The following is a 23,461-nucleotide window of genomic DNA, read 5'->3' on the forward strand; positions in this document are numbered from 1 at the left end:
CGCTGTCTTCAGGCCAGCCAGCGCTTGCGGCGGCGGTAGAACTTCATGTCGCGGAAGCTCTTGCGCCCGGCGCCGGAGACGCCCAGATAAAATTCCTTGACGTCCTCGTTGCTGGCCAGTTCCTGGGCCTGTCCTTCCATCACGACACGACCGTTTTCCAGGATGTAGCCGAAGTCGGCGTAGCGCAGGGCCACGTTGGTGTTCTGTTCGGCCAGCAGGAAAGAGACGTTTTCCTTGTGGTTCAAATCCTTGACGATGCCGAAGATCTCTTCGACGATTTGCGGCGCGATGCCCATCGAGGGTTCGTCCAATAAAATCATCGAGGGCTTGGCCATCAGCGCGCGGCCGATGGCGCACATCTGCTGCTCGCCGCCCGAGGTATAGCCGGCCTGGCTAGCGCGCCGCGTTTTGAGGCGCGGGAAATAGTGATACACCTTGTCCAGCGCGTCTTTCAGCTCGCCGCGCGACAGGCTGCGCGTGTAGGCGCCCGTCAGCAGGTTTTCCTCGATCGTCAGGTGGCCGAAACAGTGGCGCCCTTCCATCACCTGCGACAGGCCGCGCTTGACCAGTTCATTCGGCGTCAGTTGGTCCACGCGTTCGCCCTTGAACTGGACTTCGCCCTTGGTGACATCACCTCGTTCGCCGCGCAGCAGGGTCGAGATGGTTTTCAGGGTAGTCGACTTGCCGGCGCCGTTGGCGCCCAGCAGCGCCACGATCTTGCCCTGCGGGACTTGCAGTGACACGCCCTTCAGGACCAGGATCACGTGGTCGTAGATGACTTCGATATTGTTCACCGACAGGTAGGGCGGCGGCGCGGTGTCTGGTGTTTGCGTGGCAGTGGGTGTCATGGCTGCTTCGTTTTCATAGGGTGTTGATGCTTGTCGGATTACGCGACGCTAATCCGACCTACAAGAATGCGGCGTAGGTCGGATTAGGCCGCAGGCCGTAATCCGACACCACCATCGGCAGCGATTTACTTCATGCACGCCGGCGTGATCTTTTTCTCTTCGGCGTATTTGCCGGACGATTCCTCGACCAGTTTGCGTACCAGCGCCTTGTCGCCGACGATCCATTTCGGCGTGATGGCGGTCCATTTCTTGCCATCCCACTGCTGCACTTTCACGGCGCCCGAGCCTTCATGATCGTCGCAACTGGTTTTCACCGTGGGGAACATGCCCAGTGCGCCCACAGCCTTTTGGCGTGCATCGTCGACGTTCAGGTTTTCCAGGCCCCAGCGCATCTGCTCACCCGTGACCGGTTTGCCCTTGCCGAACTTTTCCTGCGCCACGCGGATCGCTTCCACCCACAGGATGCCGGCCGTCACGCCACGCATGTGATAGACGGAACCGATGCGCGACTGGTCGGCCAGGTTGCCCTTGCCAGCTGCGTAAAGCTTCTTGCGGATGTCGTCGAGCACGGGGTAGTTGCCCGGCGTATTGAAACTCATCGCCGTATAGCCCTTGGCCGCATCGCCCGATGGAATGGTGTCTTCCTCGGAACCAGCCCACCACACGCCCAGCATCTTGTCGCGCGGGAAACCGTTGCGCTGCGCCGTCTTGATGGCAACAGAGTTCATGACGCCCCAGCCCCACAGGATCACGTGGTCCGGCTTGGCCTGGCGGATTTGCAGCCATTGCGACTGCTGTTCGCTGCCGGGCGGGGCGACGGGAATCTTGATCAGCTCAAAGCCGTACTGCTTGGACAGCGCTTCGAGCACGGGCAGCGGCTCCTTGCCGAAGGCCGAATCGTGGTAAAGGTGGACGATTTTTTTCCCCTTCAGCTTGTCCATGCCGCCATCCTTGTCGCCCAGGTACTTGATCATGGCGGCCGCCTGGCTCCAGTAGCTGGAGATCAGCGGATACACGTAAGGGAAGACCTTGCCGTTGGCGGCGTCCGAGCGGCCGTAGCCGATCATCGTCATGGGAATCTTGTCCTGCGCCACGCGGTCGAGGATGCCGTAGGCGACGCCCGTGGACAGGGTTTCGACCAACGTGGCGCCGCCCTGCTTGGTTTTCAGGCGTTCATAGCATTCGACGCCGCGCGAGGGGTTGTATTCCGTTTCGCATTCTTCCCAGCTGATCTTGACACCATTGACACCGCCGGCCTGGTTGACCAGGTTGAAGTAGTCGATGATGCCGCCGTAGAAACCGGAGCCGCCGGCCGCGTAAGGACCGACGCGGTAGGAGGGCAGGGCGATATACTGTTCCTTGTCCTGCGCCTGGGCGCTGCCGGCCATGGTGAGTGCGGCACTGGCGATGGCGGCGGCCAGCATGAGCGATTTGATGTGTTTCATTGTGTCTCCTCTTGTTTTATTTGGTTTTCAACAGAACCGACATCTGACTGCAAGGTACAAATTCCTAGTGCGGGAAAGGCCACAACCTGAGCTTTTCCTTGGCGATCTGCCACAGCCTGGCCAGGCCGTGCGGTTCGACGATCAGGAAGAAGATGATCAGCGCGCCGAACACCATCAGTTCCAGGTTCGAGGCTACGCTGGTGGGCAGCGACAGGCCGTGCGCGATGGTATTGAGGACGATGGGCAGCAGCACGATGAAGGCCGCGCCGAGGAAGGAACCTAAAATCGAACCGACGCCGCCGATGATGATCATGAACAGGATGCGGAAGGACAGGTCCAGGTTGTACGCTTCCGGTTCCACCGTGCCCAGGTAGGCATACGCGTACAGCGCGCCGGCCACGCCGCAGTAAAACGAGCTGACGGCAAAGGCCAGCAGCTTGGTGCGCATCAGTCTGAAACCGATCACTTCGGCCGCCATGTCCATGTCGCGTACGGCCATCCACGAACGGCCCACATTGGAGCGGATCATGTTCTTGGCCAGCAGGGCCATGCCGGCAACAATCGCCAGCACCAGCAGGTACTTGCTTTGCGGCGTGTCGAACTGGTAGCCGAGGATGCTCATTTTCTGCACCGTGATCACGCCCGACGAACTGTAGTTGGTCAGGTACGGAATCTTGGTCAGGCACCAGACGACGAAGAACTGCGTCGCCAGCGTGGAGGCCGCCAGGTAGAAGCCGCGGATGCGCAGGGAAGGCAGGCCAAAGGCGATGCCCACCATGGCCGCGCACAGGCCACCGAGGATGAACGATACCAGCAGCGGCAGCCCGGGCAGGCGCGCCATGAAGTTATACGAGGCGAAAGCGCCGACGGCCATGAAGGCCGCCGTGCCCAGCGACAGCTGGCCCGCGTAACCGGTCAGGATGTTCAGACCCAGCGCGGCCAGGGCGAAGATCAGGAAGGGAATCATGATCGCCGACAGAAGATAGGGCGAGGCGAAATACGGCAGGAGGAAGACGGCGGCGAGCAGCGTGGCCGTCAGCGCCAGGCGGTCTTGCCTGATCGGAAAGATCTGGTTGTCGGCCTGGTAGCTGGTCTTGAATTGTCCTGCTTCACGGTAAATCATGGCGTGTCCTTTGCGATGGAGCGGTAGCGTTGTGCATGGTGTGCATGGTGTGCGTCATCAGATCCGGCGGATGATCTTCTCGCCGAACAGGCCTTCCGGACGCACCAGCAGGAACAGCAGGGCCAGCACATACGGGAACCAGCCTTCGATGCCGCCGCCGACCATGGGGCCGATGTAGACTTCGGCCAGTTTTTCCGACGCACCGATGATCAGGCCGCCGACGATGGCGCCCGGCACCGAGGTAAAGCCGCCGAGGATCAGCACCGGCAGGGCCTTCAGGGCGACGAAGGTGAGGGCGAACTGCACGCCGTTGCGGGCGCCCCACAGCAAGCCTGCCACCAGGGCCACCAGACCGGCCACGCCCCAGACGACGGCCCAGATGCGTTGCAGTGGAATACCCACGGCAAGCGCCGCCTGGTGGTCGTCGGCGACGGCGCGCAGGGCGCGGCCCACCTTGGTTTTCGAGAACAGCAACGCCAGGCAAATGACCAGTACTGCGCAGACGCCGGCGGCGACCATGTCGAATTGCGAAATATTGATGTCGAAGTGGTCCATCAGGAACTGCATCGGCACGTCTTCGATCGGCAGGTCCAGCTTGTGCACCTGCGAGCCCCACATCAGCTGCGCCAGGCCCTCGATGAAAAAGGTCAGGCCGATGGTGGCCATGAAGAGGGTGATCTCGGGCTGGTTGACGAGCGGACGCAGGACCACCCGTTCAATCGCCATGCCCAGCACTATCATGGTGAGCATCGTCAAGGGGATAGCCAGCCACAAGGACAGGCCGAACTTGTCCATGATGCCGACGCAGGTGAGGGCGGCGAAGAACACCATCGCACCCTGGGCGAAGTTGAATACGCCCGAGGCCTTGTAGATCAGGACGAAACCGATCGCCACCAGCGCGTACATGACGCCAGACAGCAGGCCGCCGATCAGCACTTCAAAGAAAAAATTGATATTCATACGGAGTCCAATGCGTCCTAGTGGGCCACGCCGAGATAGGCGTTGATGACATCCTGGTTGCTGCGCACCTCGTCGGGTGTGCCGTCGCCGATCTTCTTGCCGTAGTCGAGCACCACCACGCGGTCGCAGATATCCATTACCACGCCCATGTCGTGTTCGATCAGCACGATGGTCGTGCCCAGCTGGTCGTTGACGTCGAGGATGAAGCGGCACATGTCCTGCTTTTCTTCCACGTTCATGCCGGCCATTGGCTCGTCCAGCAGCAAAATCTCCGGTTCGGCCACCAGTGCGCGCCCCAGTTCCACGCGCTTTTGCAGGCCGTAGGGCAGGCGTCCCACGGGCGTCTTGCGGATGGCCTGGATTTCCAGGAAATCGATGATCTCTTCGGCCTTCTTGCGGTGCTCGATTTCCTCGCGCCGTGCCGGGCCCCAGTACAGGGCTTGCAGGAGGAAGTTCGACTTCATCTTCAGGTTGCGTCCCGTCATGATGTTGTCGAGCACCGTCATGCCCTTGAACAGGGCGATGTTCTGGAAGGTACGCGCAATGCCGGACTTGGCCGCCGCGTAGCAATCCATGCCGCGCCGGTGTTCGCCCCGGTAGATGATCTCGCCCAGCTGCGGACGATACACGCCGTTGATCACGTTGAGCATCGAGCTTTTGCCTGCGCCGTTCGGGCCGATGATGGCGCGGATTTCATGCTGCTTGACGTCAAACGAGATGTCGGTCAGCGCCTTCACGCCGCCGAACGACAGCGAAATATTCTTCAGGTCCAGGATCACGGGGCCGGTCTTGCGGGTCGTGCCGAAATGCGCATCGGGTTCGTTCATTTGCATCGTGCTGTGCTCCATCATGCAGCCAGGCCCAGGGCCGGATACGTTTTGCTTTCCCAGATCTGCAGGTCGGCGCTGGTCGAACCGATGCGGCCATCCTCGAATTTCACCTGGGTCTCGATGTATTGCGTCGCCTTGCCCTCATACAGGGCGGAAATGAGCACCGCGTATTTCTCGGCGATGAACTTGCGGCGCACCTTGCGCGTGCGGGTCAGTTCGTCGTCGTCCGGATCGAGCTCCTTGTGCAGTACCAGGAAGCGGTGCACTTGCGTGCGCTCCATCAAGGGGTCGCTCGCCAGTTCCGCATTCATTTGCTCGATGCAGTCGCGGATCAAACCGTAGGTCTCGGCGCGGGCCGCCAGGTCGGTGTAGCCGGAATAGGCGATGCCACGCCGTTCCGACCAGTTGCCCACCGCCTCGATGTCGATATTGATGAAGGCGCACACCTGGTCGCGCGCATGGCCGAAGGCAACGACTTCCTTGATGAAGGGGAAGAATTTGAGCTTGTTTTCGATGTAGTTGGGCGCAAAAATGGCGCCACAATTCATCTTGCCCACGTCGGCCGCGCGGTCGATGATTTTCAGGTGGCCTTCGCTGTCGAAAACGCCCGCGTCGCCCGTATGGAAATAGCCGTCGTCGTCGATCACTTCGGCTGTCGCATCGGGGCGCTTGAAGTAGCCGCTCATGGTGGCGGGCGACTTGACCAGCACTTCGCCATTGGCCGCCAGCTTGACTTCCACGCCCGGCGCCGGCAAGCCGACGCTGTCGAACTTGATATTGCCGTCCGGCTGCAGGCAGACGTAGGCACACGTCTCAGTGGAACCGTACAGTTGCTTGAGATTGACGCCGATCGAGCGGTAGAAGCGGAACAGGTCCGGGCCGATGGCGGCGCCGGCCGTGTAGGCGACGCGCACGCGCGTCAGTCCCAGCACGTTCTTCAGGGGGCCGTAGACGAGGATTTCGCCCAGCTTGTAACTGAGGCGGTCCGCCAGCGAGACTGGCTTGCCATCCAGGATCTGCGCGCCGCAGCGCTTGGCCACGTTCATGAAATGCCTGAACATGCCGCGTTTGAGAGCGCTTGCGTCTTCCATGCGTATCATCACGCTGGTGAGCATGTTCTCGAACACGCGAGGCGGAGCAAAATAGCAGGTGGGGCCGATTTCGCGCATGTCGATCATCACCGTGTCACCCGATTCGGGGCAGTTGACGGTGAAACCTGCCACCATGGCCTGCGCCAGCGAGAACAGGCAGTCGCCGACCCATGCCATGGGCAGGTAGGAGAGGATGTCCTCGTTGTCGGTGAGCTTGTCGAAGGCGACGCAGCCTTCGCCGGCGGCCAGCAGCGCCGCGTGGCTCTGGCACACGCCTTTCGGCTTGCCGGTGGTGCCCGAGGTGTACAGCATGACGGCGGAATCCTGGCCGTTGCCCTGCTCAACGGAAGCGTCAAAAAAGCCCGGATGTTCGCGATCGTAGATCCTGCCCAGCGCCTGCAGGCCGGCGAAGGAAATCAGCTCCGGCTGGCGGTAATGGCGCATGCCGCGCTCATCGTCATAGGCGATGTGGGCAACGTGTGGATACAGCGCCTTGAGTTCGAGCAGCTTGTCGACCTGTTCCTGGTCTTCGACGATGGCGTAATGGATTTCCGCATCCTGCAGCACATAGGCCATGTCGGCGGCCGGCGCGTCCTGGTACAACGGTACCGGCACGCCGCCCAGGCTCTGCGCGGCCAGCATGGCCCAGTACAGGCGCGGGCGGTTGTCGCCGATGATGGCCAGGTTCATGCCGCGCTGGAAACCGATGGCGGCAAGGCCGCAGGCCAACGCTCGCACTTCGTCATTGACCTGGGACCAGCTCCAGGTTTGCCAGATGCCCAGGTGTTTTTCGCGAAATGCGGGCTTGTCGGATCGTATTGCTCCGTGTTGCAATAAGCGCCGCGGAAAAGTTGGCATTGCTGCCGTAGTCGTTGTATGCACCAGTGTCTCCCTGTTGCGTGTCTCAGGCGCCACCTCGTCGTGTGGCGCTCTGTGTTTTTTATATGTGCTGCGTTTGTGTAATGATAGTAGCTTGCGTTAGTTTGCCGAGTTGTCTTTTCGGGGACATTTACCCACTTTTCGATGGTGCATTGCACAATGACCACAGCTGATATCAGTCTCAAGGATGCCGTGCGCGCGGCCAACTGGGCGCAACTGCTCGACCCCGTGCAACTGGCGCGGGTCGAGGCCGATGTGTTCGAGACTTTCGTGCCGAAAGGCGGTTTTGTCTGCCGCAAGGGCGAGCCGGTGGACAACTGGATCGGCGTGATCAGCGGCATGGTCAAGATGAATAATTTTTCCGCCTCCGGCAAGGCCATGACCTTCATCGGCGTGCCGCCCGGCAGCTGGTTCGGCGAAGGTTCATTGCTGAAGAACGAAATTCGCAAATACGACACCATGGCCCTGCGCGACACGCGCGTGGCACGCCTGCCTGGCGCCACCTTCCACTGGCTGCTGGAAACGAGCCTGCCATTCACGCGCTTTTTGCTGATGCAGCTGAACGAGCGCCTGGGCCAGTTCATCGGCATGGTGGAGAACGAGCGTCTGCTCGATTTGAACACGCGCGTGGCGCGCTGCCTGGCGTCGATGTTCAACTCGCATTTGTATCCGGGCGTGGAAACCTTGGTGCAGCTGTCGCAGGAAGAAATCGGCCTGCTGTCCGGCTCCTCGCGCCAGCGCGCCAACCAGGCCTTGCAGGTACTGGAAAAAAAGGGTTTATTGCGCCTAGATTACGGCGGCATCCGCGTGCTCGACCTGGATGGCTTGCGCCGCTACGAGGCCGATGATGGCGAGTGAGGCTGCGTCACCGGAACGCACTGCAAGCGCCCCGCTAATCGCGGTATCATAGGCACTTCCCAGCACCGCACCTTTTCGCCCCCATGCAGACATCCGTTCAGAGTAACCCCGCCTCCCGCCTGACCGAACTGCGCGCCGCCATGCGCGCGCAGCACATCGATGCCCTGATCGTGCCCTCGGCCGACCCGCATTTGTCCGAGTACTTGCCGGCCCGCTGGCAGGGCCGCGAGTGGCTGTCGGGCTTTACGGGTTCCGTCGGCACCCTGGTCGTCACGCAGGATTTCGCCGGCGTGTGGACCGATGGCCGCTACTGGGAGCAGGCGGAAACGGAACTGGCTGGCAGCGGCATCGTCCTGAAGAAAATCCCGTCCGGCGCCAGCGTGCTGTATATCGACTGGCTGGGCGAAACCATGCGGCCGGGGCAGACGGTGGCCGTCGACGGCGCCGTGCTGGGCCTGGCCAATGCACGCCTGCTGCAGCAGGCGCTGGGCGAGCAAGTGACCCTGCGCACTGATACCGACCTGCTGCAAGCCGTGTGGCAGCAGCGCCCGGCCATGCCTGCCGCGCCCGTGTTTGAACATGTACCCGCCTATCCGGCCCTGTCGCGTAATGAAAAACTGGCAGCCCTGCGCGCCGGCATGGCGGCGCACGGCGCCAGCCACCACGTCATTTCCACGCTCGACGATATCGCGTATTTGTTCAATCTGCGCGGCGCCGACGTCAACTACAATCCCGTCTTCCTCGCCCATGCGCTGGTGGGGCCGGAGCGCGCCACCCTGTTCGTCGCCGATGGCAAGCTGCCCGCCGCCCTGCGCGCCACGCTGGAGAGCGAAGGCGTGGACGTGGCCGCGTATGACCGTGCTGCCGCCGCGCTGGCCGCGTTGCCTGCCGGCGCCACCTTGCTGCTCGACCCGCGCCGCATCACCTTCGGCACGCGCCAGGCCGTGGCCGACGGCGTGCGCGTGGTGGAGTCCATCAACCCCACCACCCTGGCCAAGTCGCGCAAGACGGACAGCGAAGCGGCGCACGTGCGCGCCGCCATGGAGCAGGATGGCGCCGCCCTGTGCGAATTTTTCAGCTGGCTCGATGCCACCCTGGCCGACCCGCAGCGCGCGCCGCTGACCGAAATCGGCGTCGACGAGCACCTGACGGCCGCGCGCGCGCGCCGCGCCGGTTTTGTCAGCCCCAGTTTTGGCACCATCGCCGGCTTCAATGCGCATGGCGCCATCATGCATTACCACGCCCATGCGGGCAGTGAGGCGACCATCGAAGGCGACGGCTTGCTGCTGATCGATTCGGGCGGCCAGTACCTGGGCGGCACGACGGACATCACGCGCGTGGTCCCCGTCGGCACGATCACGGCCGAACACCGGCGCGATTTCACCCTCGTCTTGCGCAGCATGATCGCCCTGTCGCGCGCGCAGTTCCCGCGCGGCGTGAAGTCGCCCATGCTCGATTCCATCGCCCGCGCGCCCCTGTGGGCCGAAGGCATCGACTTTGGCCACGGCACGGGCCACGGCGTGGGTTTCTTCCTGAACGTCCACGAAGGGCCGCAATCGATTTCGCAGTCCGCCATGCCGGAGCCGCAGACGGCGATGGAACCGGGCATGATCACCTCCATCGAGCCGGGCATCTACCGTCCCGGCCAGTGGGGTATCCGCATCGAGAACCTGGTGCTGAACGTGCCGGCGGGGACGACGTCCTTCGGCGAATTCCTGCGTTTTGAGACATTGACCCTGTGCCCGATCGACACGCGCTGCGTGGAACGCTCGCTGTTGCGCGACGACGAGGCGGCCTGGCTCAACGATTACCACGCCACCGTGCGCGCGCGCCTGGCGCCGCACCTGGCGGCGCCGGCCGATGCGCCTGCGCTGGCGTGGCTGGAACAGCGCACGGGAGCCATCTGATGCGCTCGACCCGCGCCACGTCCGCCATCGAGCGGCTCAAGGAACGCAGCGGCAACCGCCTCTACACGATGGCGCGCACGGGCGATGAACTGTTCTTCCTCACGGAAGGCCCCGGCTTGCCGCCTTTGTGCCCGCCGCTGGAACTCGACGCCTTTGTCGCCTTCGTCAATGGCCTGGGACCGCAAAAGGCGCGCCGCGTCAGCAAGCTCGACGTGGCGTTTGAAAAGCAGCTGACGAAAAAGCCCTAGCATGCCGACCATCGACTTCCTGCGTGCCTACTGGTCGCCGGCCGAGCTGGCGACGAATGGCGTGATCCTGCTGAACCTGCTGGGTGCGCTGCTGCTGGGCTTGTTGGTGGGCTATGAGCGCTCGTATCACGGGCGCGCGGCCGGCATGCGCACCTACAGCCTGGTTTGCATGGCCTCGGCCGCGCTGACGGTACTGGGCGGCTATCCCGAGTTCTGGTACGGCGGCCATGGCGCCATCGTCGGCAGCGACCCCACGCGCGTCATCCAGGGCATCGTCACGGGCGTGGGCTTTCTGGGCGCCGGCGTCATCATGCGCGAAGGCTTCAATATCAGCGGCCTGACGACGGCCGCCTCGATCTGGGCCTCGTCCGTGATCGGCATCATGGTCGGCATCGGCTTTTATCTGTCCGCCATGGGCCTGGCCTTCCTGTGCGCGATGGCGATGATTTTTCTGTCAAAATTGGAAAACTGGCTGCCGTCGCGCCACGCGGTGGCCATCACCATGCGTTTCAAGCAAGGGTTTATCCCGCGCGAGGATGCGCTGCGGCGCATGGCCGCCAAGCGCGGCTACGACATCGCCGGCGGCTCGCTGACCATCGGCAGCACGGACGGCATGCAGGAATGGCGCTTCGTCGCCATCGCGCACGGCAAGAACACGGGCGCCAGCCTGTCGGCCATGTCGGCCGAACTGGCCGCCTTCGACGGCATCGCCGGCTTCCAGCTGTCGCATGCACGCAATTAAACGGATGTCCACACGATGAACATGGATGCACAGGCCCAAGCGGTACTCGATTTCTGGTTTTTGCCGCCGGAACACCCTGGCTATGGCCAGTCGCGCGCGGAATGGTTCCGCAAGGATGACGGCTTCGACGCGCAGATACGCGCGCGTTTCGGCGCGCTGATCGATGCCGCCATAGCCGGCGCCTTGGGTGAATGGGATGCGACGCCGCACGGCGCGCTGGCGCGTCTCATCGTGCTCGATCAGTTCACGCGCAATGTATACCGCGGCACGCCGCGCGCCTTTGCCGGCGACGCCCGGGCGCTGGCGCTGGCCGTCGCCTTGACGCAGCAGGGACTCGACCGGCAACTGCCGCCGATGCTGCGCGCCTTCGTGTATTTACCGTTCGAACATGCGGAAGACCTGGCCATGCAGGCGCGCGCCGTCGAGCTGTTCCAGCTGCTGTCGCAGGCGCAGCCGGGTTTCGAGAGCATGCTTGATTATGCGCAGCGGCACCAGGAAGTGATCGCCCGCTTCGGCCGCTTCCCCCACCGGAATGCCATCCTTGGCCGCGCTTCCACGCCGGAAGAGCTGGAATTCCTGCGCCAGCCGGGCTCCAGCTTCTAGACAATTACCATGAACGTGACCCTCAATATCATCGGCGCCGGCCATGTGGGCAAGGTGCTGGGCCGCTTATTCGCCGGCGTGGACGGAATCGCCGTGCAGGATGTGCTGACGCGCTCGATGGCATCGGCACAGGCAGCTGTCGATTTCATCGGCGCCGGCACGCCCGTGGACGCTTACGCGGCCTTGCGCCATGCCGACGTCACCCTGCTGGCCGTCTCCGACGACCAGATCGGCCCCGCGTGCGCGGCGCTGGTAGCCGAAGGACGGCAGGCGGGCGCGATCGTGTTCCACTGCAGCGGCGCGCTGGCTTCGAATGTGCTGCTGGCGGCCACGCAGGCTGGCGCGTCGGTGGCCAGCGCGCACCCGATCCGCAGCTTCGCCGACCCGCAGCAGGTGGCCGCCACCTTTGACGGCACGTTTTGCGGCGTGGAAGGCGATCCGCTGGCGCTCGCTTTCCTCACGCCGGCCTTGAACGCCATCGGCGCGCGTCCCGTGCCCATCGATCCGGCCGCCAAGACCCTGTATCACGCCGCCGCCGTGTTTGCCAGCAATTACCTGGTGACGGTGCTCGATGCCGCTTTGCGCGCCTACCAGGCGGCCGGCATTCCCGAGCCGGTGGCGCGCGAACTGGCGCAGCCCCTGGTGACGGAAGCGGTGGCGAACGTGTTCCGCCTGGGCGCCGCGCCGGCGCTGTCCGGCCCCATCGCACGGGGCGACTCGGCCACCGTGCAACGGCAGTTGCAGGCGGTACAGCAGTGGGATGCCGCCACGGGCGAACTGTACCGGGCCCTGGTGGCGCCCACGCAAGACCTGGCCCGGCGCAAGCGCGGGGAATGACTCAGGCGGCGTGCACGCCGTTGCGTCCCCCTTGTTTTGCCTGATACAGGGCGCTGTCGGCGCGTGAAAAAAAGGCCGATTCGCTTTCCTCTGGCCGGTACTCGGCCACGCCCAGGCTGATCGTCACGGGCAGTTGCGGCTCGGGCAGGCCGAAATCGTGGCGTTCGACGGCGGCGCGCAGGTTTTCAGCGACTTCCACGGCCTGTGCCAGGTTGCAGTTATTCAGCAGCACCAGGTATTCCTCGCCGCCCCAGCGCGTGATGACGTCGCTTTCGCGCACGGTGGCGCGCGCCACGTCCGCCACGCCGCGTATCACCTTGTCGCCCCACAGGTGGCCGTGGGTGTCGTTGACGCGCTTGAAGAAATCGATATCGAAGAGGATGGCCGACATGGGCTGCGCATTGCGCTTGGACAATAACATAGCGCGCTGAAACAGCAATTCCAGCGATTGGCGGTTCAGCAAGCCCGTCAGCGCGTCTGTCGAGGCAATGCGCTCGATGCGGCGCTGGTAGCGGTTCACCGTCAGCAAGGTCAATCCCAGCACCAGCAGGGTCACGCCAAAGCTGATGGCCAGGTTCAGGATGAAGACGCCCTGCAGCGACTTGACCTCGTCGCTGACGTTTTGCTCGACCACCAGGTACCAGCCCAGTTCGGGAATGTAGCGCGAATTGACGAGGATTTGCGCGCGCCCCAGTTCGTAGGACAGGTGCGTCGGCTCGCTCTGGTGATTGATGATCTGTTCGGCAATGGCGTTCACGCCGGGCAATTTGCGGATATTGCCGTGGCCATTGCGCATGGTCTTGCCCGATAGCACCAGAGCGCCGGTGTCATCGACAAAATAGATGTTGCGGTGGAAGCGTGCCTGATACCGGTCGATGATGTGGCTCATGGTGTCCAGGGTCAGGCCGATGCCCGTGGCGCCGATGAACTGGCCGTCGTAGTCGTAGACGCGGTGGTTGATGAAGATGGTCATGCTGTCGCGGTTGGCCATGTCGACGTCGACATTGGTTTCATAGTCGCTGTTGTCCATGGCACGCACGCGGTAATACCAGATATCGCGCGTCGCCTCCGGGCTGACGGATTTCAGGGTGCCTTCCGCATAATAATATTTGCTGCTCTTGTCCGAGACGAGAAAGCTGGTGATGGCGCCGTATTTTTTTTTCACTTCTGCCAGGTAGCGCACGATCTGCGCCGGGTTGCTTTCGCCGGCGAGTATCCAGTCGCGCACGAAGGTGTCATGCGCCATCAGCGAGGAGATGAAGACGGGGCGCAACATGTCCTTCTGGATTTCGGAATAGATATTGTCGCCCGTCAAAGGCAAGGTCTGGTCGGCGATGCCATGCTCAATGGCCTGGCGCGAGGCCAGGTAGCTGGCCAGGCTGGTGGCCATGAAGCCCGCCCCGAGGATCAGGGTCAGGAGGATGAGCAGGCGGTACTTGATCGACAGAAGACGCATGGGGGACGTGGGTAGGCTGGCCGGGACGCGCGGATGCAGGCCCAGGCGTATGGGGCTGGGCGATCGTTACGCAAGCCAAAAGTATGCAGCAGGCCGGGTATTGATGCAATGATAACTAGCTTTCCTGGCAAGATGCGGCGCCAGACGCAACAGGATAACCACGATTTACCAAATAAAATTGCCGATTTGTCGACAAAGATGCCGATTAGCAATAAGATTTGGCAAAGGGAATCATCGCGCATCGCCCCTGTCATGCCGCCCGTTTCAGGCGCAGGACATCACGCGCAGGGAGTGTTTCATGTTATTTTTAAAGAGTACGTCCGTCAGCAAGGCGCCCGGGATCTATGAAGTCGATATCGCGGCCAAGCCGCCCGGCAAGACCTTCGGCGTTTTCCTTGCCACCGATCCCGACAATCCGCCGCACGCCTTGCTGGGGCAACTGAGGTTGCTCGGCTTCGAAAACACCTACAGTTCACCCTATCTGCACAAGGATGCGGGCAAGGTGCTGGACCTGCACTTCCAGAAAGACGGCACGGATATTTTCAAGGGCTGGAAAACCGAGGAGTGCACGCACAACCTGGCAGCCATCACGGCCCTGTTCGAGGAACATGGCATTGCCATCGCGCCGCGCGTCATGTCGATGGCCGAAGCCTACGCCTGAACGCCTGCAAAACCTGCTGCGCATCGCGCTGTGCGGCCGTCCGCTACGGTGTGCTTGGCGTTGCCAGCCGCCTCACCCCGCCTCCACGCCGATGTGGTACAGCGCCCACGGGCACTTGCTGAATCGTTCGGCCAGGGGCAGCGCCGCCACGGCCGCGATGCGGTCGGCATCGTAAATTGCCCATAGCGGCCCCAGGCCGCCCAGCGCCATCGCCTGCCCGTCCAGGTGGGTGGCGACAATAAAACGCTGTGCGCGCGCCTGCGCCATGGTCAGCGCCGCCGCATAGCCGTCCACGGCGCGCAGCAGCAGGCGCACGGCGTCGTCCTGCGGCGCGCCCGCCGCCTTCAATACATCGACCAGCAGCGGCCCGCGCAAGGCGTGCGCCTTGCCGTCATATTCCAGGGTGGGGCGTATCGTGTGGGCCGGCAAATTCACCAGCGCCGCAAAATCGAAGGCCCGCGCCCGTTCAAAACTGATCTTTTGCTTGTGCATCATCTGGTCGCGCACGGCGTCGAACGGACCCCGGTTCGGCTTGTCGATGCTGCCCGTGACGGTCAGCAGGGCCGGGCCGCGCAGGCCGGCGGGCGCCGCCCGGGCCATGGCCGGCAGGGCCGCAGCGGCCATGGCGGCGGCGAGAAACTGGCGTTTGTGCATGCACCTCTCCTCTTGACTGGAAATCGCTAATGTTCTTAAGTCTATCTTAAGTTCGCTCAACAGTGCGTATTTTACGGTTATTGTCAGTATGGAATGTGCGCTTACATCTTGTCACAGTTCTTACGAAATGGAGAAAGACGTAGTTTTTTTCGGCTGTTAATGTGTAGTCATCGCACTTCGCTGAACTGCGAATCCAGGCACATTCACTAATTGAGAGAGAGAGAACATGATGAAGAAGAAAATCCTGTTTGCAATGATCGCTTCCGTTACCGCATTGACCGGCATGAGCGCCGCGCACGCCGAAGGCGCCTATGTGGGCGCTGGCGTCACGGGCAACCGCTACAACTTCGATATCCCTGGCGCCACCAGCGCCGATAATCACAGCGGCTACAAGGCTGGCGCCAAGATCTTCGCCGGTTACGATTTCGACAAGACCTGGGCGGTCGAGGGCGGCTACGCCGATTTCGGCAGCAAGGATTACAGCTATGTCACGGGCGCCGGCAACGGTGCCGTGAAAAGCGATTCCCACGGCTACTATCTGGCCGGCAAGGCCACCATGCCCGTGAGCGACAAGGTGGGCGTGTTCGGCAAGCTCGGCGTGGCACGTGTGAACAATAGCCTGAGCGGCACGGGCCTGTCGACCGGCGTGACGGGCGAGAACAAGACGGGCGTGTATGCCTCCGTTGGCGCCCAGTACGCGATCAACGAGAAGGTCTCGCTGACGGCGGAAGTGGAACACTTCGGCAAGAGCGCTGACCAGGGCCACAAGGCGACCGGTCTCGCATTGGGTGCGCGCTACAACTTCTAATGTACCGGAAGTTTGCTGAAAAAAAAGGCAGTTACCGCGAGGTAACTGCCTTTTTGCATGGCCGGACCGAAATTACGTGGTCAAAGGCTTGTAGCGGATACGTTTTGGCTTGGCGCCTTCTTCGCCCAGGCGTTTCTTCTTGTCGGCTTCGTATTCCTGATAGTTGCCGTCGAAGAAGGTGACCTGCGAATTGCCTTCGAAGGCGAGGATGTGCGTGGCGATACGGTCGAGGAACCAGCGATCATGCGAGATGACCATGACGCTGCCGGCAAATTCCAGCAAGGCGTCTTCCAGCGCGCGCAGGGTTTCCACGTCCAGATCGTTCGACGGTTCATCGAGCAGCAGGACGTTGCCGCCCATCAGCAAGGTTTTCGCCAGGTGCAGACGGCCGCGTTCGCCGCCGGACAGGTTGCCCACCTGCTTCTGCTGGTCCGAGCCCTTGAAGTTGAAGCGGCCCAGGTAGGCGCGCGACGGCATTTCAAAACGGCCTACGGTCAGCATGTCGGCGCCGCCGGACACGTCTTCAAAGACGGTCTTGTTGTCGGCCAGGCTATCGCGGTTCTGGTCGACGATGGACACGCGCGCCGTCTGGCCGATGGCCACTTCGCCGCTGTCCGGCGTTTCCTTACCGGTGATCATCTTGAACAGGGTCGATTTACCGGCGCCGTTGGGGCCGATGATGCCGACGATGGCGCCTGGCGGCACCGTAAAGCTCAGGTTATCGATCAGCAGGCGGTCGCCGAAGGCCTTCGACACGTTCTTGAACTCGATGACTTCATTGCCCAGGCGTTCAGCCACGGGAATGAAGATCTCCTGCGTTTCATTGCGCTTCTGGTATTCGTGCTCGGACAGTTCGTTGAAGCGGGCCAGACGGGCTTTCGACTTGGCCTGGCGCGCTTTCGGGTTCTGGCGCGACCACTCCAGTTCCTTCTGCAGCGCCTTCTGGCGCGCCGATTCCGTCGCCTCTTCCTGCTTCAGGCGCGCTTGCTTCTGGTCCAGCCAGGTCGAGTAGTTACCCTTCCATGGGATGCCGTGGCCGCGGTCCAGCTCCAGGATCCACTCGGCCGCGTTGTCGAGGAAGTAGCGGTCATGGGTGATGGCCACCACGGTGCCGGGGAAGCGCAGCAGGAATTGTTCCAGCCAGTCCACCGATTCCGCATCCAGATGGTTGGTCGGTTCGTCGAGCAGCAGCATGTCCGGTTTCGACAGCAGCAGCTTGCACAGCGCGACGCGGCGCTTCTCACCGCCGGACAGCACGCCGATCTTGGCGTCCCAGGGCGGCAGGCGCAGCGCGTCGGCGGCCATTTCCAGCTGCAAATTCAGGTTGCCGCCGTCGGAGGTCGAGATGATCGCTTCCAGGCGTGCCTGTTCCGTGGCCAGGGCGTCGAAATCGGCGTCTTCCTCGGCATACGCGGCGTACACGGCTTCCAGCTTGGCTTGCGCTTCAAACACTTCGCCCAGGCCCGATTCCACTTCCTGGCGCACGGTCTTTTCCGGGTCCAGCTGCGGTTCCTGCGGCAGGTAGCCGATGTTCAGGCCCGGCATCGGCACGGCTTCGCCCTGGATGTCGGTGTCGATGCCGGCCATGATTTTCAGCAGGGTCGATTTGCCGGAGCCGTTCAGGCCCAGCACGCCGATCTTCGCGCCTGGGAAGAAGGACAGGGAAATATCTTTCAGAATCTGGCGCTTGGGCGGGACGATTTTGCCCACGCGATTCATGGTGTAGACGTAATTTGCCATTAGAAATCTCGGGTGATATACAAAGACGGACAGGATACGGTAAACGCCCGCTTCCGGCCAGCGCTGCGCGCTGCGGAAACGGACGCCGGGGGCAGGCTCAGGCGGCGGCGCGGCTTTTGCGCGCCGTCCACAGGCCTTCGGCCGCATACAGGGCCAGCGCTGTCCAGATGACGAGGAAGCCCAGCATGCGTTCGTGGGTGAACGATTCGTGGAAGACCCACACGCCGATCAGGAGCTGGCCCGTGGGGGCGATGTATTGCAGCAAGCCCAGCACGGCCAGCGGCAGGCGCCGCGCGCCGGCCGCGAACAGCAGCAGGGGAATCGCCGTGATGGGACCGGACGCGAGCAGCAGGGCGCGCGTGGCACCCGACTCCGTGTTGACGAAGCCGCTCTGGCCATGCCAGGCCAGCCACAGCATGTAGGCCAGCGCCAGGGGAAACAGGATCAGGGTTTCGAACGACAGGCCTTCCAGCGCACCGAGCGCGGCCGTCTTGCGCAGCAAGCCATAGCCGCCGAAGGTGGCCGCCAGCAGCAGGGCGATCCATGGCACCTGCCCCGCCTGCCAAGTGAGCCAGGCCACGCCGCAGGCGGCCAGGCCGATGGCCAGCCACTGCAGGCGGCGCAGGCGCTCGTGCAGCAGCAAAAAGCCCAGCATGACATTGATCAAGGGCGTGATGAAGTAGCCGAGGCTGGCATCGACCACATGGCCATTGTTGACGGCCCAGATATAGATGAACCAGTTGGCGGACAGCAAAAACGCGCTGGCGATGAAGCTGGCCACCACCTTCGGCTGGCCGCGCAAGGTGCCCAGCCAGCTCCACTGGCGGCGCACGGTGAGCACGATACCCAGGAACAACAGCGACCAGACCATGCGGTTGGCGAGGATTTCCTGCGGGGCGATGTCATCGATGGCATGGAAATACAGGGGAAACAGGCCCCAGCACAGGAAGGCGAGGGAGGCGTACAGCATGCCGGGATTCATGATGGCGTTCGCTTCAGAGTAGACAGTCTGTCATTATCGCTGAAAACACATGGGGCTGCCCGGCGCCGCTGGCGAGGCGTAGAATGGCAGCAAATCAACGTCCGCACGCTGGCGCAAGCTGGCGCAGCGGCATAAAACAATGACCTTGGGGCAGCTGCGGAACCATGCAAAAATACTCTTGCTATTTGCTAATACCTATCATATTGTGCGATGCAACAAAACAAAAACGGGTGCAATCTTGACGTCGGAACACAAAAAAAGCAGCCTGGTCGGCTTGACACTGGCTGCCGTCGGCATCGTTTACGGCGATATCGGCACCAGTCCGCTGTACACCCTGAAAACGGTATTCGACCCGACCCACGGCCTGTCCGTCACGCATAACAATCTGCTGGGTATCGTTTCGCTGATCTTCTGGGGCCTGACGCTGATCGTCTCGCTCAAGTACGTGACCCTGGTGTTGCGCGCCGACAACCGCGGCGAGGGCGGCATCATGGCCCTGATGGCGCTGGTGCTGTCGTCCGTCAGCAAGTCGTCGCGCTGGCACGTGCCGCTGATGGTGATCGGCGTGTTCGGCGCCACCCTGTTCTATGGCGACAGCGTGATCACCCCCGCCATTTCCGTGCTGTCGGCCATCGAGGGCCTGGAAGTGGCCACGCCCGCCTTCAGTCCCTACGTGGTGTGGCTGACGATCGCCGTGCTGGTGGCCCTGTATTCCGTGCAGTCGCACGGCACGGCCGGCATCGGCCGCTTCTTCGCCCCCATCATGCTGATCTGGTTTGTCGCGCTGGCCTGCATGGGCGTGGTCAACATCATCAAGTCGCCCGCCATCCTGGCCGCCGTCAACCCGCTGCATGCGGTGGCTTTCCTGCTGGACAATGGCCGCATCGCCTTCCTGTCGCTGGGCGCCGTGGTGCTGGCGCTGACGGGCGCCGAGGCGCTGTACGCGGACATGGGCCACTTCGGCAAGAAGCCGATCCGCATGGCCTGGTTCCTGATCGCCTTCCCCGCGCTGGCATTGAACTACCTGGGCCAGGGCGGCCTGCTGCTGGCGCATCCGGAAGCCATCTCGAATCCGTTTTACCAGCAGTTGGGCGCCTGGAGCGTGTATCCGCTGGTGATTTTGTCGACCATGGCCACCGTGATCGCCTCGCAGGCCACCATTTCCGGCACCTTCTCGATGACCAAGCAAGCCATCGCGCTGGGCTTTTTGCCGCGCATGCGCGTGCGCCACACGTCGGAAAGCGAAATCGGCCAGATCTACATCCCCGCCGTCAATTGGCTGCAGCTGGCCGTCGTGCTGATGGCCGTCGTCGGTTTCGGCTCGTCGGAAAAGCTGGCCGCCGCCTACGGCATTGCGGTGACGGCCACCATGCTGGCGACCACCATCCTGACCTTCTTCGTCATCCGCTACCGCTGGAAGATGAATTTGCTGCTGTGCTGGGCCGCCACCGGTTTCTTCCTCGTCATCGACGTCAGCCTGTTCTCGGCCAGCGCCCTGAAACTGTTCCACGGCGGCTGGTTCCCGCTGCTGCTGGGCGCCATCCTGTTCATCGTCATGCTGACCTGGAAGCGGGGCCGCCAGCTGGTGTTCCAGAACCTGGAAAAACATGCGATCCCGCTCGACGATTTCCTCTCGTCGCTGTTCATCGCGCCGCCGCTGCGCGTGCCCGGCACGGCCATCTTCCTGCGCGGCGAGACGGACGGCGTGCCGCATGCGCTGCTGCATAACTTGCTGCACAACAAGGTTCTGCACGAGCGCGTGATCTTCCTCACCGTCTTCATGCATGAGGAACCGTGGGTGGCGCCGTCCGAGCAGGTGCGCGTGCTGGATCTGGGCCACCAGTGCTTCCAGGTGAACGTGCATTACGGCTTCAAGGATGAGCCCGATATCCCGGCGGCCCTGGCCCGCTGCGCGGAGCAGGGACTCGATTTCGAGATGATGGAAACGTCGTTCTTTATCGCCCGCCAGACCATCATCTCGACGCCGGGCGCCGGCATGATGCCGTGGCGCGAGCATCTGTTCGTCACCATGTCGCGCAATGCGCGCACGGCGGCCGACTACTATCAGATCCCGAGCAACCGGGTGATCGAGCTGGGCACGCAGGTCGAAATCTAGGCCCGACGGCGCTGCGGAATGATTGTTTTGTCAATGTTGTATTGGCGCACAATCTTCCGCCGTGCTTACGTCTGCTTACAAATGCGGCTGGCGACTCCTGTTAAACTGCTGCTCGCACCGGTCCGCACCGTACGGATCGAGCCACACTCAATATTTAAAGGGAAACCATGAAATCGGTATTTAAAATGATCGCCACGATTGCCTGTGCCGTGGCCCTGACTGCCTGCGGCGCCGCCGCAAACACGGAAAAGCCGCTCGTGCTCGATCCGAATACGCAGGTGAAAGAACTGACCATTACCGATGTGGTGGCCGGCACCGGCACGGCGGCGGCGGCGGGCGATACCCTGAACGTGGTCTACACGGGCTGGCTGTATGACGCTAGCAAGCCGGGCAACAAGGGCACGCAGTTCGATGCGAGCCTGCCAGGCGCAGGTTTCCCATTCGTCCTGGGCGTCGGCCAGGTCATCCTGGGCTGGGATCGCGGCCTGGTCGGCATGCAGGTGGGCGGTACCCGCACCCTGGCCATTCCGTATGACCTCGGTTATGGCAAAGTGGGCAGCCCGCCGAAGATTCCCGGCTATGCCGGCTTGCTGTTTGAAGTCAAGCTGATCGGCGTGACGAAAAAGTAAGCACACGCAAGGCAGCTTATACCAGGGGCGATTCCACGGAATCGCCCTTTTTGCTTGGCGGCCCCGTTACGCCTCAGGCGGGGGCGAGTTCCTGGAAGTAATAAGTGGCGCCGCCCAGGTCGGCTGGCGCGTCATATTGCAGCACTTGCGTGCGGCGCAGCGCCACGGGGGTGCTGAAGGCGGGGCCGTCGTAGACGAAGGTGTGGAATTCGCCGTTTTCGCCACAGGCGTCGACGCCGGGCGGCAGGTCGGCCAAAAAGGCGGCGTCGAACTCGCGCCCGCAAAATGCGCGTGGCAGGTGCCGCCCATTGATGCACACGACGATGGCCTTGAAGCCGGCGGCGAGGAATTCATCGACCAGTGCGCGCCGTCCTTCGCCCCACAGGGGCAGGTGCGCCGTCAGGCCGGCCACGGCGCAGACTTTTTCTTCCCAGTCCCGGTGCGGCTGCAGGTCGATGTCGCCGAAGATGGCGTGGTCTATGCCTGCGTCTTTCGCCGCGCGCAGCATGGCGATAAATTGCTCCTCGTAGCTGGCCCAGCTGGCGTGATAGCGCTGCAGGCGCGCCCCCAGGCTGCTTGCCTGCGCGGCGAGCAATTCCGGCGGCACGCCGTGCGAGCGCGACTTGCGGCCATCTTCATCCATGGCCGTGATCAGGAGCGGCACGTCGATGCCGGCGTTGCGCGCGCGCCACAGGGCCAGGCAGGAATCCTTGCCGCCGCTCCAGGAAATCAGTGCCGTCGTCATGCCGCTGTCTCCGCGCGCAGCATGTCGACGTGCTGTATGCCGTCTTCATCGTACGGTGCGCTGACGGTGACAAAGCCGAAGGACTGGTAGAAGCGCTCCAGGTACTGCTGGGCGCCGATGCGGATGGCATGGCCCGGGTGCTGGCGTTGCGCACGCGCGATGCCTTCAAGCAATAACTGCTTGCCCGCGCCCGTGCTGCGCGCCTCGGGCGCCGTCAGCACGCGGCCCAGCGACATTTCCACATACTTGGCGCCCGGCGCCAGCACGCGCAGATAGGCGGCCAGGCGGCGCTGGCCATCGACCGTTTGCCAGCCCAGCAAGTGCATGGCCTGCTGGTCATGGCCGTCCAGGTCCGGATAAATGCACTGCTGTTCGATGACGAACACGCGCTGGCGCAAGGCCAGCACCTGGTACAGCGCGTGGCTGTCCAGCTCTTCAAAACTTTGCCATTGCCAGGTGATCATGCGTGCTCCAAAGGTGGGGGGAGGCGGCTATTGTAAACGGCTGGCGCAAAAAAGCCGCGAGGCCTTGCGGCGCCGCGGCTTCTATGGGATCAGGACGGCTTACACGATGGTCAGGGTGACGTCGATATTGCCGCGCGTGGCGTTCGAGTACGGGCAGACGATGTGGGCGGCGGCGACCAGCGCTTCGGCGGCGGCGCGTTCCATGCCCGGCAGCGAGATCTTCAGTTCCACTTCGATGCCGAAGCCCGTCTCGATGGCGCCGATGCCGACATTGCCTTCGATGGACAGGTCTGCCGGCACGGCGATCTTGTCGCGGCCGCCGACGAATTTCATGGCGCCGATGAAGCAGGCCGAGTAGCCGGCGGCGAACAGCTGTTCCGGATTGGTGCCCACGGCGCCATTGCCGCCCAGTTCTTTCGGCGTCGTCAGCTTGACGTCCAGCACATTGTCGGACGACACGGCGCGGCCTTCGCGGCCTCCGGTGGCGGTAGCTTGTGCGCGGTACAGGACTTGTTTGATCGACATGATGGTTTCCTTGAGTAAATTAAATAGTTAACGACTAAATAGTGTGCTACTTGTTTCGTGGGCCGTGGCCTCAGGATGTCCGTCTGAAGAAGCAATTCCGGCGTCCATGTGCTCAATATATATCGCGCACTATTTAATTGCAAGCGATTTTATTTATAAAGTCACGACACCTGACCAAACCATTGCGAGCGGAAGGGAGGGGTGGTCGAGACGCGGAACCGTACTTTTAGTGCGGTGAGCATCGCAGGCCACCTATTCCGACGCGCAGCCGGTTTGCTCAGGTGTCTTGAACCTTTATTTTCTTGCCTTT

Annotated in this window: 23 protein-coding genes; 10 read left to right on the forward strand and 13 right to left on the reverse strand. The window is 62.7% G+C overall.

Going from position 1 to position 23,461, the window contains the following annotated elements:
• Positions 1–8 precede the first annotated feature (8 nt).
• The 6 genes from BXA07_RS00975 to BXA07_RS01000 form a co-directional block, all read right to left on the reverse strand.
• On the reverse strand, positions 9–848 hold the full coding sequence (locus BXA07_RS00975; protein ID WP_076564833.1) for an ABC transporter ATP-binding protein: 840 nt from the start codon (positions 846–848) through the stop codon (positions 9–11).
• Between the two features lie 125 nt (positions 849–973).
• Positions 974–2,293, reverse strand: a complete 1,320-nt coding sequence (locus BXA07_RS00980) for an ABC transporter substrate-binding protein (RefSeq protein ID WP_076564835.1) — start codon at positions 2,291–2,293, stop codon at positions 974–976.
• Positions 2,294–2,357: 64 nt separating this feature from the next.
• Entirely contained in the window at positions 2,358–3,416 is a 1,059-nt protein-coding gene (locus BXA07_RS00985; protein WP_076564837.1) for a branched-chain amino acid ABC transporter permease, read from the reverse strand.
• A 57-nt stretch (positions 3,417–3,473) separates the two neighbouring features.
• Complete coding sequence (locus tag BXA07_RS00990; protein ID WP_212592262.1) at positions 3,474–4,370, reverse strand: branched-chain amino acid ABC transporter permease; 897 nt, start codon at positions 4,368–4,370, stop codon at positions 3,474–3,476.
• A 23-nt stretch (positions 4,371–4,393) separates the two neighbouring features.
• Entirely contained in the window at positions 4,394–5,209 is an 816-nt protein-coding gene (locus tag BXA07_RS00995; protein ID WP_076565612.1) for an ABC transporter ATP-binding protein, read from the reverse strand.
• Positions 5,210–5,223: 14 nt separating this feature from the next.
• A complete protein-coding gene (locus tag BXA07_RS01000; protein WP_076564841.1) occupies positions 5,224–7,155 on the reverse strand; it encodes an AMP-binding protein in 1,932 nt (643 codons plus the stop codon).
• 180 nt (positions 7,156–7,335) lie between these two features.
• Here BXA07_RS01000 and BXA07_RS01005 point away from each other — a divergent pair, with 180 nt between their 5' ends.
• From BXA07_RS01005 to BXA07_RS01030, 6 genes are all read left to right on the forward strand, one after another.
• Complete coding sequence (locus BXA07_RS01005; protein WP_076564843.1) at positions 7,336–8,034, forward strand: Crp/Fnr family transcriptional regulator; 699 nt, start codon at positions 7,336–7,338, stop codon at positions 8,032–8,034.
• A gap of 83 nt (positions 8,035–8,117) precedes the next feature.
• Entirely contained in the window at positions 8,118–9,941 is a 1,824-nt protein-coding gene (locus tag BXA07_RS01010; protein WP_076564845.1) for an aminopeptidase P family protein, read from the forward strand.
• Positions 9,941–10,189, forward strand: coding sequence for a hypothetical protein (locus BXA07_RS01015; protein WP_071325858.1), 249 nt, complete (start codon positions 9,941–9,943; stop codon positions 10,187–10,189). The genes BXA07_RS01010 and BXA07_RS01015 overlap by 1 nt, the downstream gene beginning before the upstream one ends.
• Before the next feature lies 1 nt (position 10,190).
• Positions 10,191–10,931: an MgtC/SapB family protein gene (locus BXA07_RS01020; protein ID WP_070313099.1), complete on the forward strand. Its 741-nt coding sequence runs from the start codon at positions 10,191–10,193 to the stop codon at positions 10,929–10,931.
• Positions 10,932–10,946: 15 nt separating this feature from the next.
• Entirely contained in the window at positions 10,947–11,534 is a 588-nt protein-coding gene (locus BXA07_RS01025; RefSeq protein WP_076564847.1) for a DUF924 family protein, read from the forward strand.
• Positions 11,535–11,543: 9 nt separating this feature from the next.
• A complete protein-coding gene (locus BXA07_RS01030) occupies positions 11,544–12,371 on the forward strand; it encodes a Rossmann-like and DUF2520 domain-containing protein (protein WP_076564849.1) in 828 nt (275 codons plus the stop codon).
• A 1-nt stretch (position 12,372) separates the two neighbouring features.
• Here BXA07_RS01030 and BXA07_RS01035 read toward each other — a convergent pair whose 3' ends face one another.
• Positions 12,373–13,827 (reverse strand): sensor domain-containing diguanylate cyclase, encoded by a 1,455-nt coding sequence (locus BXA07_RS01035; RefSeq protein WP_076564851.1) that lies wholly within the window; start codon positions 13,825–13,827, stop codon positions 12,373–12,375.
• 298 nt (positions 13,828–14,125) lie between these two features.
• Between BXA07_RS01035 and BXA07_RS01040 the strand changes: the two genes are divergently transcribed.
• On the forward strand, positions 14,126–14,488 hold the full coding sequence (locus BXA07_RS01040; RefSeq protein ID WP_076564853.1) for a hypothetical protein: 363 nt from the start codon (positions 14,126–14,128) through the stop codon (positions 14,486–14,488).
• Between the two features lie 72 nt (positions 14,489–14,560).
• Here BXA07_RS01040 and BXA07_RS01045 read toward each other — a convergent pair whose 3' ends face one another.
• Positions 14,561–15,142 (reverse strand): putative pterin-binding protein, encoded by a 582-nt coding sequence (locus BXA07_RS01045; RefSeq protein WP_076564855.1) that lies wholly within the window; start codon positions 15,140–15,142, stop codon positions 14,561–14,563.
• A gap of 226 nt (positions 15,143–15,368) precedes the next feature.
• On the opposite strand from BXA07_RS01045, the gene BXA07_RS01050 reads away from it, so the two are divergent.
• Positions 15,369–15,950: a porin family protein gene (locus tag BXA07_RS01050; RefSeq protein WP_076564857.1), complete on the forward strand. Its 582-nt coding sequence runs from the start codon at positions 15,369–15,371 to the stop codon at positions 15,948–15,950.
• Between the two features lie 72 nt (positions 15,951–16,022).
• Here BXA07_RS01050 and ettA read toward each other — a convergent pair whose 3' ends face one another.
• Positions 16,023–17,690, reverse strand: coding sequence for an energy-dependent translational throttle protein EttA (gene ettA / locus BXA07_RS01055; protein ID WP_076564859.1), 1,668 nt, complete (start codon positions 17,688–17,690; stop codon positions 16,023–16,025).
• A gap of 97 nt (positions 17,691–17,787) precedes the next feature.
• The gene (gene rarD, locus BXA07_RS01060) at positions 17,788–18,672 is read right to left on the reverse strand and encodes an EamA family transporter RarD (protein ID WP_076564861.1); all 885 of its coding nucleotides are present in this window, start codon (positions 18,670–18,672) and stop codon (positions 17,788–17,790) included.
• Between the two features lie 238 nt (positions 18,673–18,910).
• Between rarD and BXA07_RS01065 the strand changes: the two genes are divergently transcribed.
• Together BXA07_RS01065 and BXA07_RS01070 are read left to right on the forward strand one after the other, a co-directional pair.
• Positions 18,911–20,788 (forward strand): potassium transporter Kup, encoded by a 1,878-nt coding sequence (locus BXA07_RS01065; protein WP_076564863.1) that lies wholly within the window; start codon positions 18,911–18,913, stop codon positions 20,786–20,788.
• A gap of 167 nt (positions 20,789–20,955) precedes the next feature.
• Entirely contained in the window at positions 20,956–21,417 is a 462-nt protein-coding gene (locus tag BXA07_RS01070; RefSeq protein ID WP_076564865.1) for an FKBP-type peptidyl-prolyl cis-trans isomerase, read from the forward strand.
• A 73-nt stretch (positions 21,418–21,490) separates the two neighbouring features.
• Here BXA07_RS01070 and BXA07_RS01075 read toward each other — a convergent pair whose 3' ends face one another.
• From BXA07_RS01075 to BXA07_RS01085, 3 genes are all read right to left on the reverse strand, one after another.
• A complete protein-coding gene (locus BXA07_RS01075; RefSeq protein WP_076564867.1) occupies positions 21,491–22,162 on the reverse strand; it encodes a Dph6-related ATP pyrophosphatase in 672 nt (223 codons plus the stop codon).
• Positions 22,159–22,626, reverse strand: coding sequence for a GNAT family N-acetyltransferase (locus BXA07_RS01080; RefSeq protein ID WP_076564869.1), 468 nt, complete (start codon positions 22,624–22,626; stop codon positions 22,159–22,161). The genes BXA07_RS01075 and BXA07_RS01080 overlap by 4 nt, the downstream gene beginning before the upstream one ends.
• Before the next feature lie 99 nt (positions 22,627–22,725).
• The gene (locus tag BXA07_RS01085; protein WP_034752862.1) at positions 22,726–23,151 is read right to left on the reverse strand and encodes an organic hydroperoxide resistance protein; all 426 of its coding nucleotides are present in this window, start codon (positions 23,149–23,151) and stop codon (positions 22,726–22,728) included.
• Between the last annotated feature and the right edge of the window lie 310 nt (positions 23,152–23,461).

This window comes from Janthinobacterium sp. TND4EL3 (assembly GCF_900156175.1).
Taxonomy (GTDB): domain Bacteria; phylum Pseudomonadota; class Gammaproteobacteria; order Burkholderiales; family Burkholderiaceae_D; genus Janthinobacterium.

Coding starts and splice junctions, on each gene's coding strand:
- BXA07_RS01070 (WP_076564865.1), top strand. CDS start 20,956: ATGAAATCGGTATTTAAAATGATCGCCACGATTGCCTGTGCCGTGGCC.
- BXA07_RS01045 (WP_076564855.1), bottom strand. CDS start 15,142: ATGCACAAACGCCAGTTTCTCGCCGCCGCCATGGCCGCTGCGGCCCTG.
- BXA07_RS01040 (WP_076564853.1), top strand. CDS start 14,126: ATGTTATTTTTAAAGAGTACGTCCGTCAGCAAGGCGCCCGGGATCTAT.
- BXA07_RS01005 (WP_076564843.1), top strand. CDS start 7,336: ATGACCACAGCTGATATCAGTCTCAAGGATGCCGTGCGCGCGGCCAAC.
- ettA (WP_076564859.1), bottom strand. CDS start 17,690: ATGGCAAATTACGTCTACACCATGAATCGCGTGGGCAAAATCGTCCCG.
- BXA07_RS00995 (WP_076565612.1), bottom strand. CDS start 5,209: ATGCAAATGAACGAACCCGATGCGCATTTCGGCACGACCCGCAAGACC.
- BXA07_RS01025 (WP_076564847.1), top strand. CDS start 10,947: ATGAACATGGATGCACAGGCCCAAGCGGTACTCGATTTCTGGTTTTTG.
- BXA07_RS00975 (WP_076564833.1), bottom strand. CDS start 848: ATGACACCCACTGCCACGCAAACACCAGACACCGCGCCGCCGCCCTAC.
- BXA07_RS01030 (WP_076564849.1), top strand. CDS start 11,544: ATGAACGTGACCCTCAATATCATCGGCGCCGGCCATGTGGGCAAGGTG.
- BXA07_RS01050 (WP_076564857.1), top strand. CDS start 15,369: ATGATGAAGAAGAAAATCCTGTTTGCAATGATCGCTTCCGTTACCGCA.
- BXA07_RS01035 (WP_076564851.1), bottom strand. CDS start 13,827: ATGCGTCTTCTGTCGATCAAGTACCGCCTGCTCATCCTCCTGACCCTG.
- BXA07_RS00980 (WP_076564835.1), bottom strand. CDS start 2,293: ATGAAACACATCAAATCGCTCATGCTGGCCGCCGCCATCGCCAGTGCC.
- BXA07_RS00985 (WP_076564837.1), bottom strand. CDS start 3,416: ATGATTTACCGTGAAGCAGGACAATTCAAGACCAGCTACCAGGCCGAC.
- BXA07_RS01000 (WP_076564841.1), bottom strand. CDS start 7,155: ATGCCAACTTTTCCGCGGCGCTTATTGCAACACGGAGCAATACGATCC.
- BXA07_RS01010 (WP_076564845.1), top strand. CDS start 8,118: ATGCAGACATCCGTTCAGAGTAACCCCGCCTCCCGCCTGACCGAACTG.
- BXA07_RS01015 (WP_071325858.1), top strand. CDS start 9,941: ATGCGCTCGACCCGCGCCACGTCCGCCATCGAGCGGCTCAAGGAACGC.
- BXA07_RS01020 (WP_070313099.1), top strand. CDS start 10,191: ATGCCGACCATCGACTTCCTGCGTGCCTACTGGTCGCCGGCCGAGCTG.
- BXA07_RS01080 (WP_076564869.1), bottom strand. CDS start 22,626: ATGATCACCTGGCAATGGCAAAGTTTTGAAGAGCTGGACAGCCACGCG.
- rarD (WP_076564861.1), bottom strand. CDS start 18,672: ATGAATCCCGGCATGCTGTACGCCTCCCTCGCCTTCCTGTGCTGGGGC.
- BXA07_RS01085 (WP_034752862.1), bottom strand. CDS start 23,151: ATGTCGATCAAACAAGTCCTGTACCGCGCACAAGCTACCGCCACCGGA.
- BXA07_RS01075 (WP_076564867.1), bottom strand. CDS start 22,162: ATGACGACGGCACTGATTTCCTGGAGCGGCGGCAAGGATTCCTGCCTG.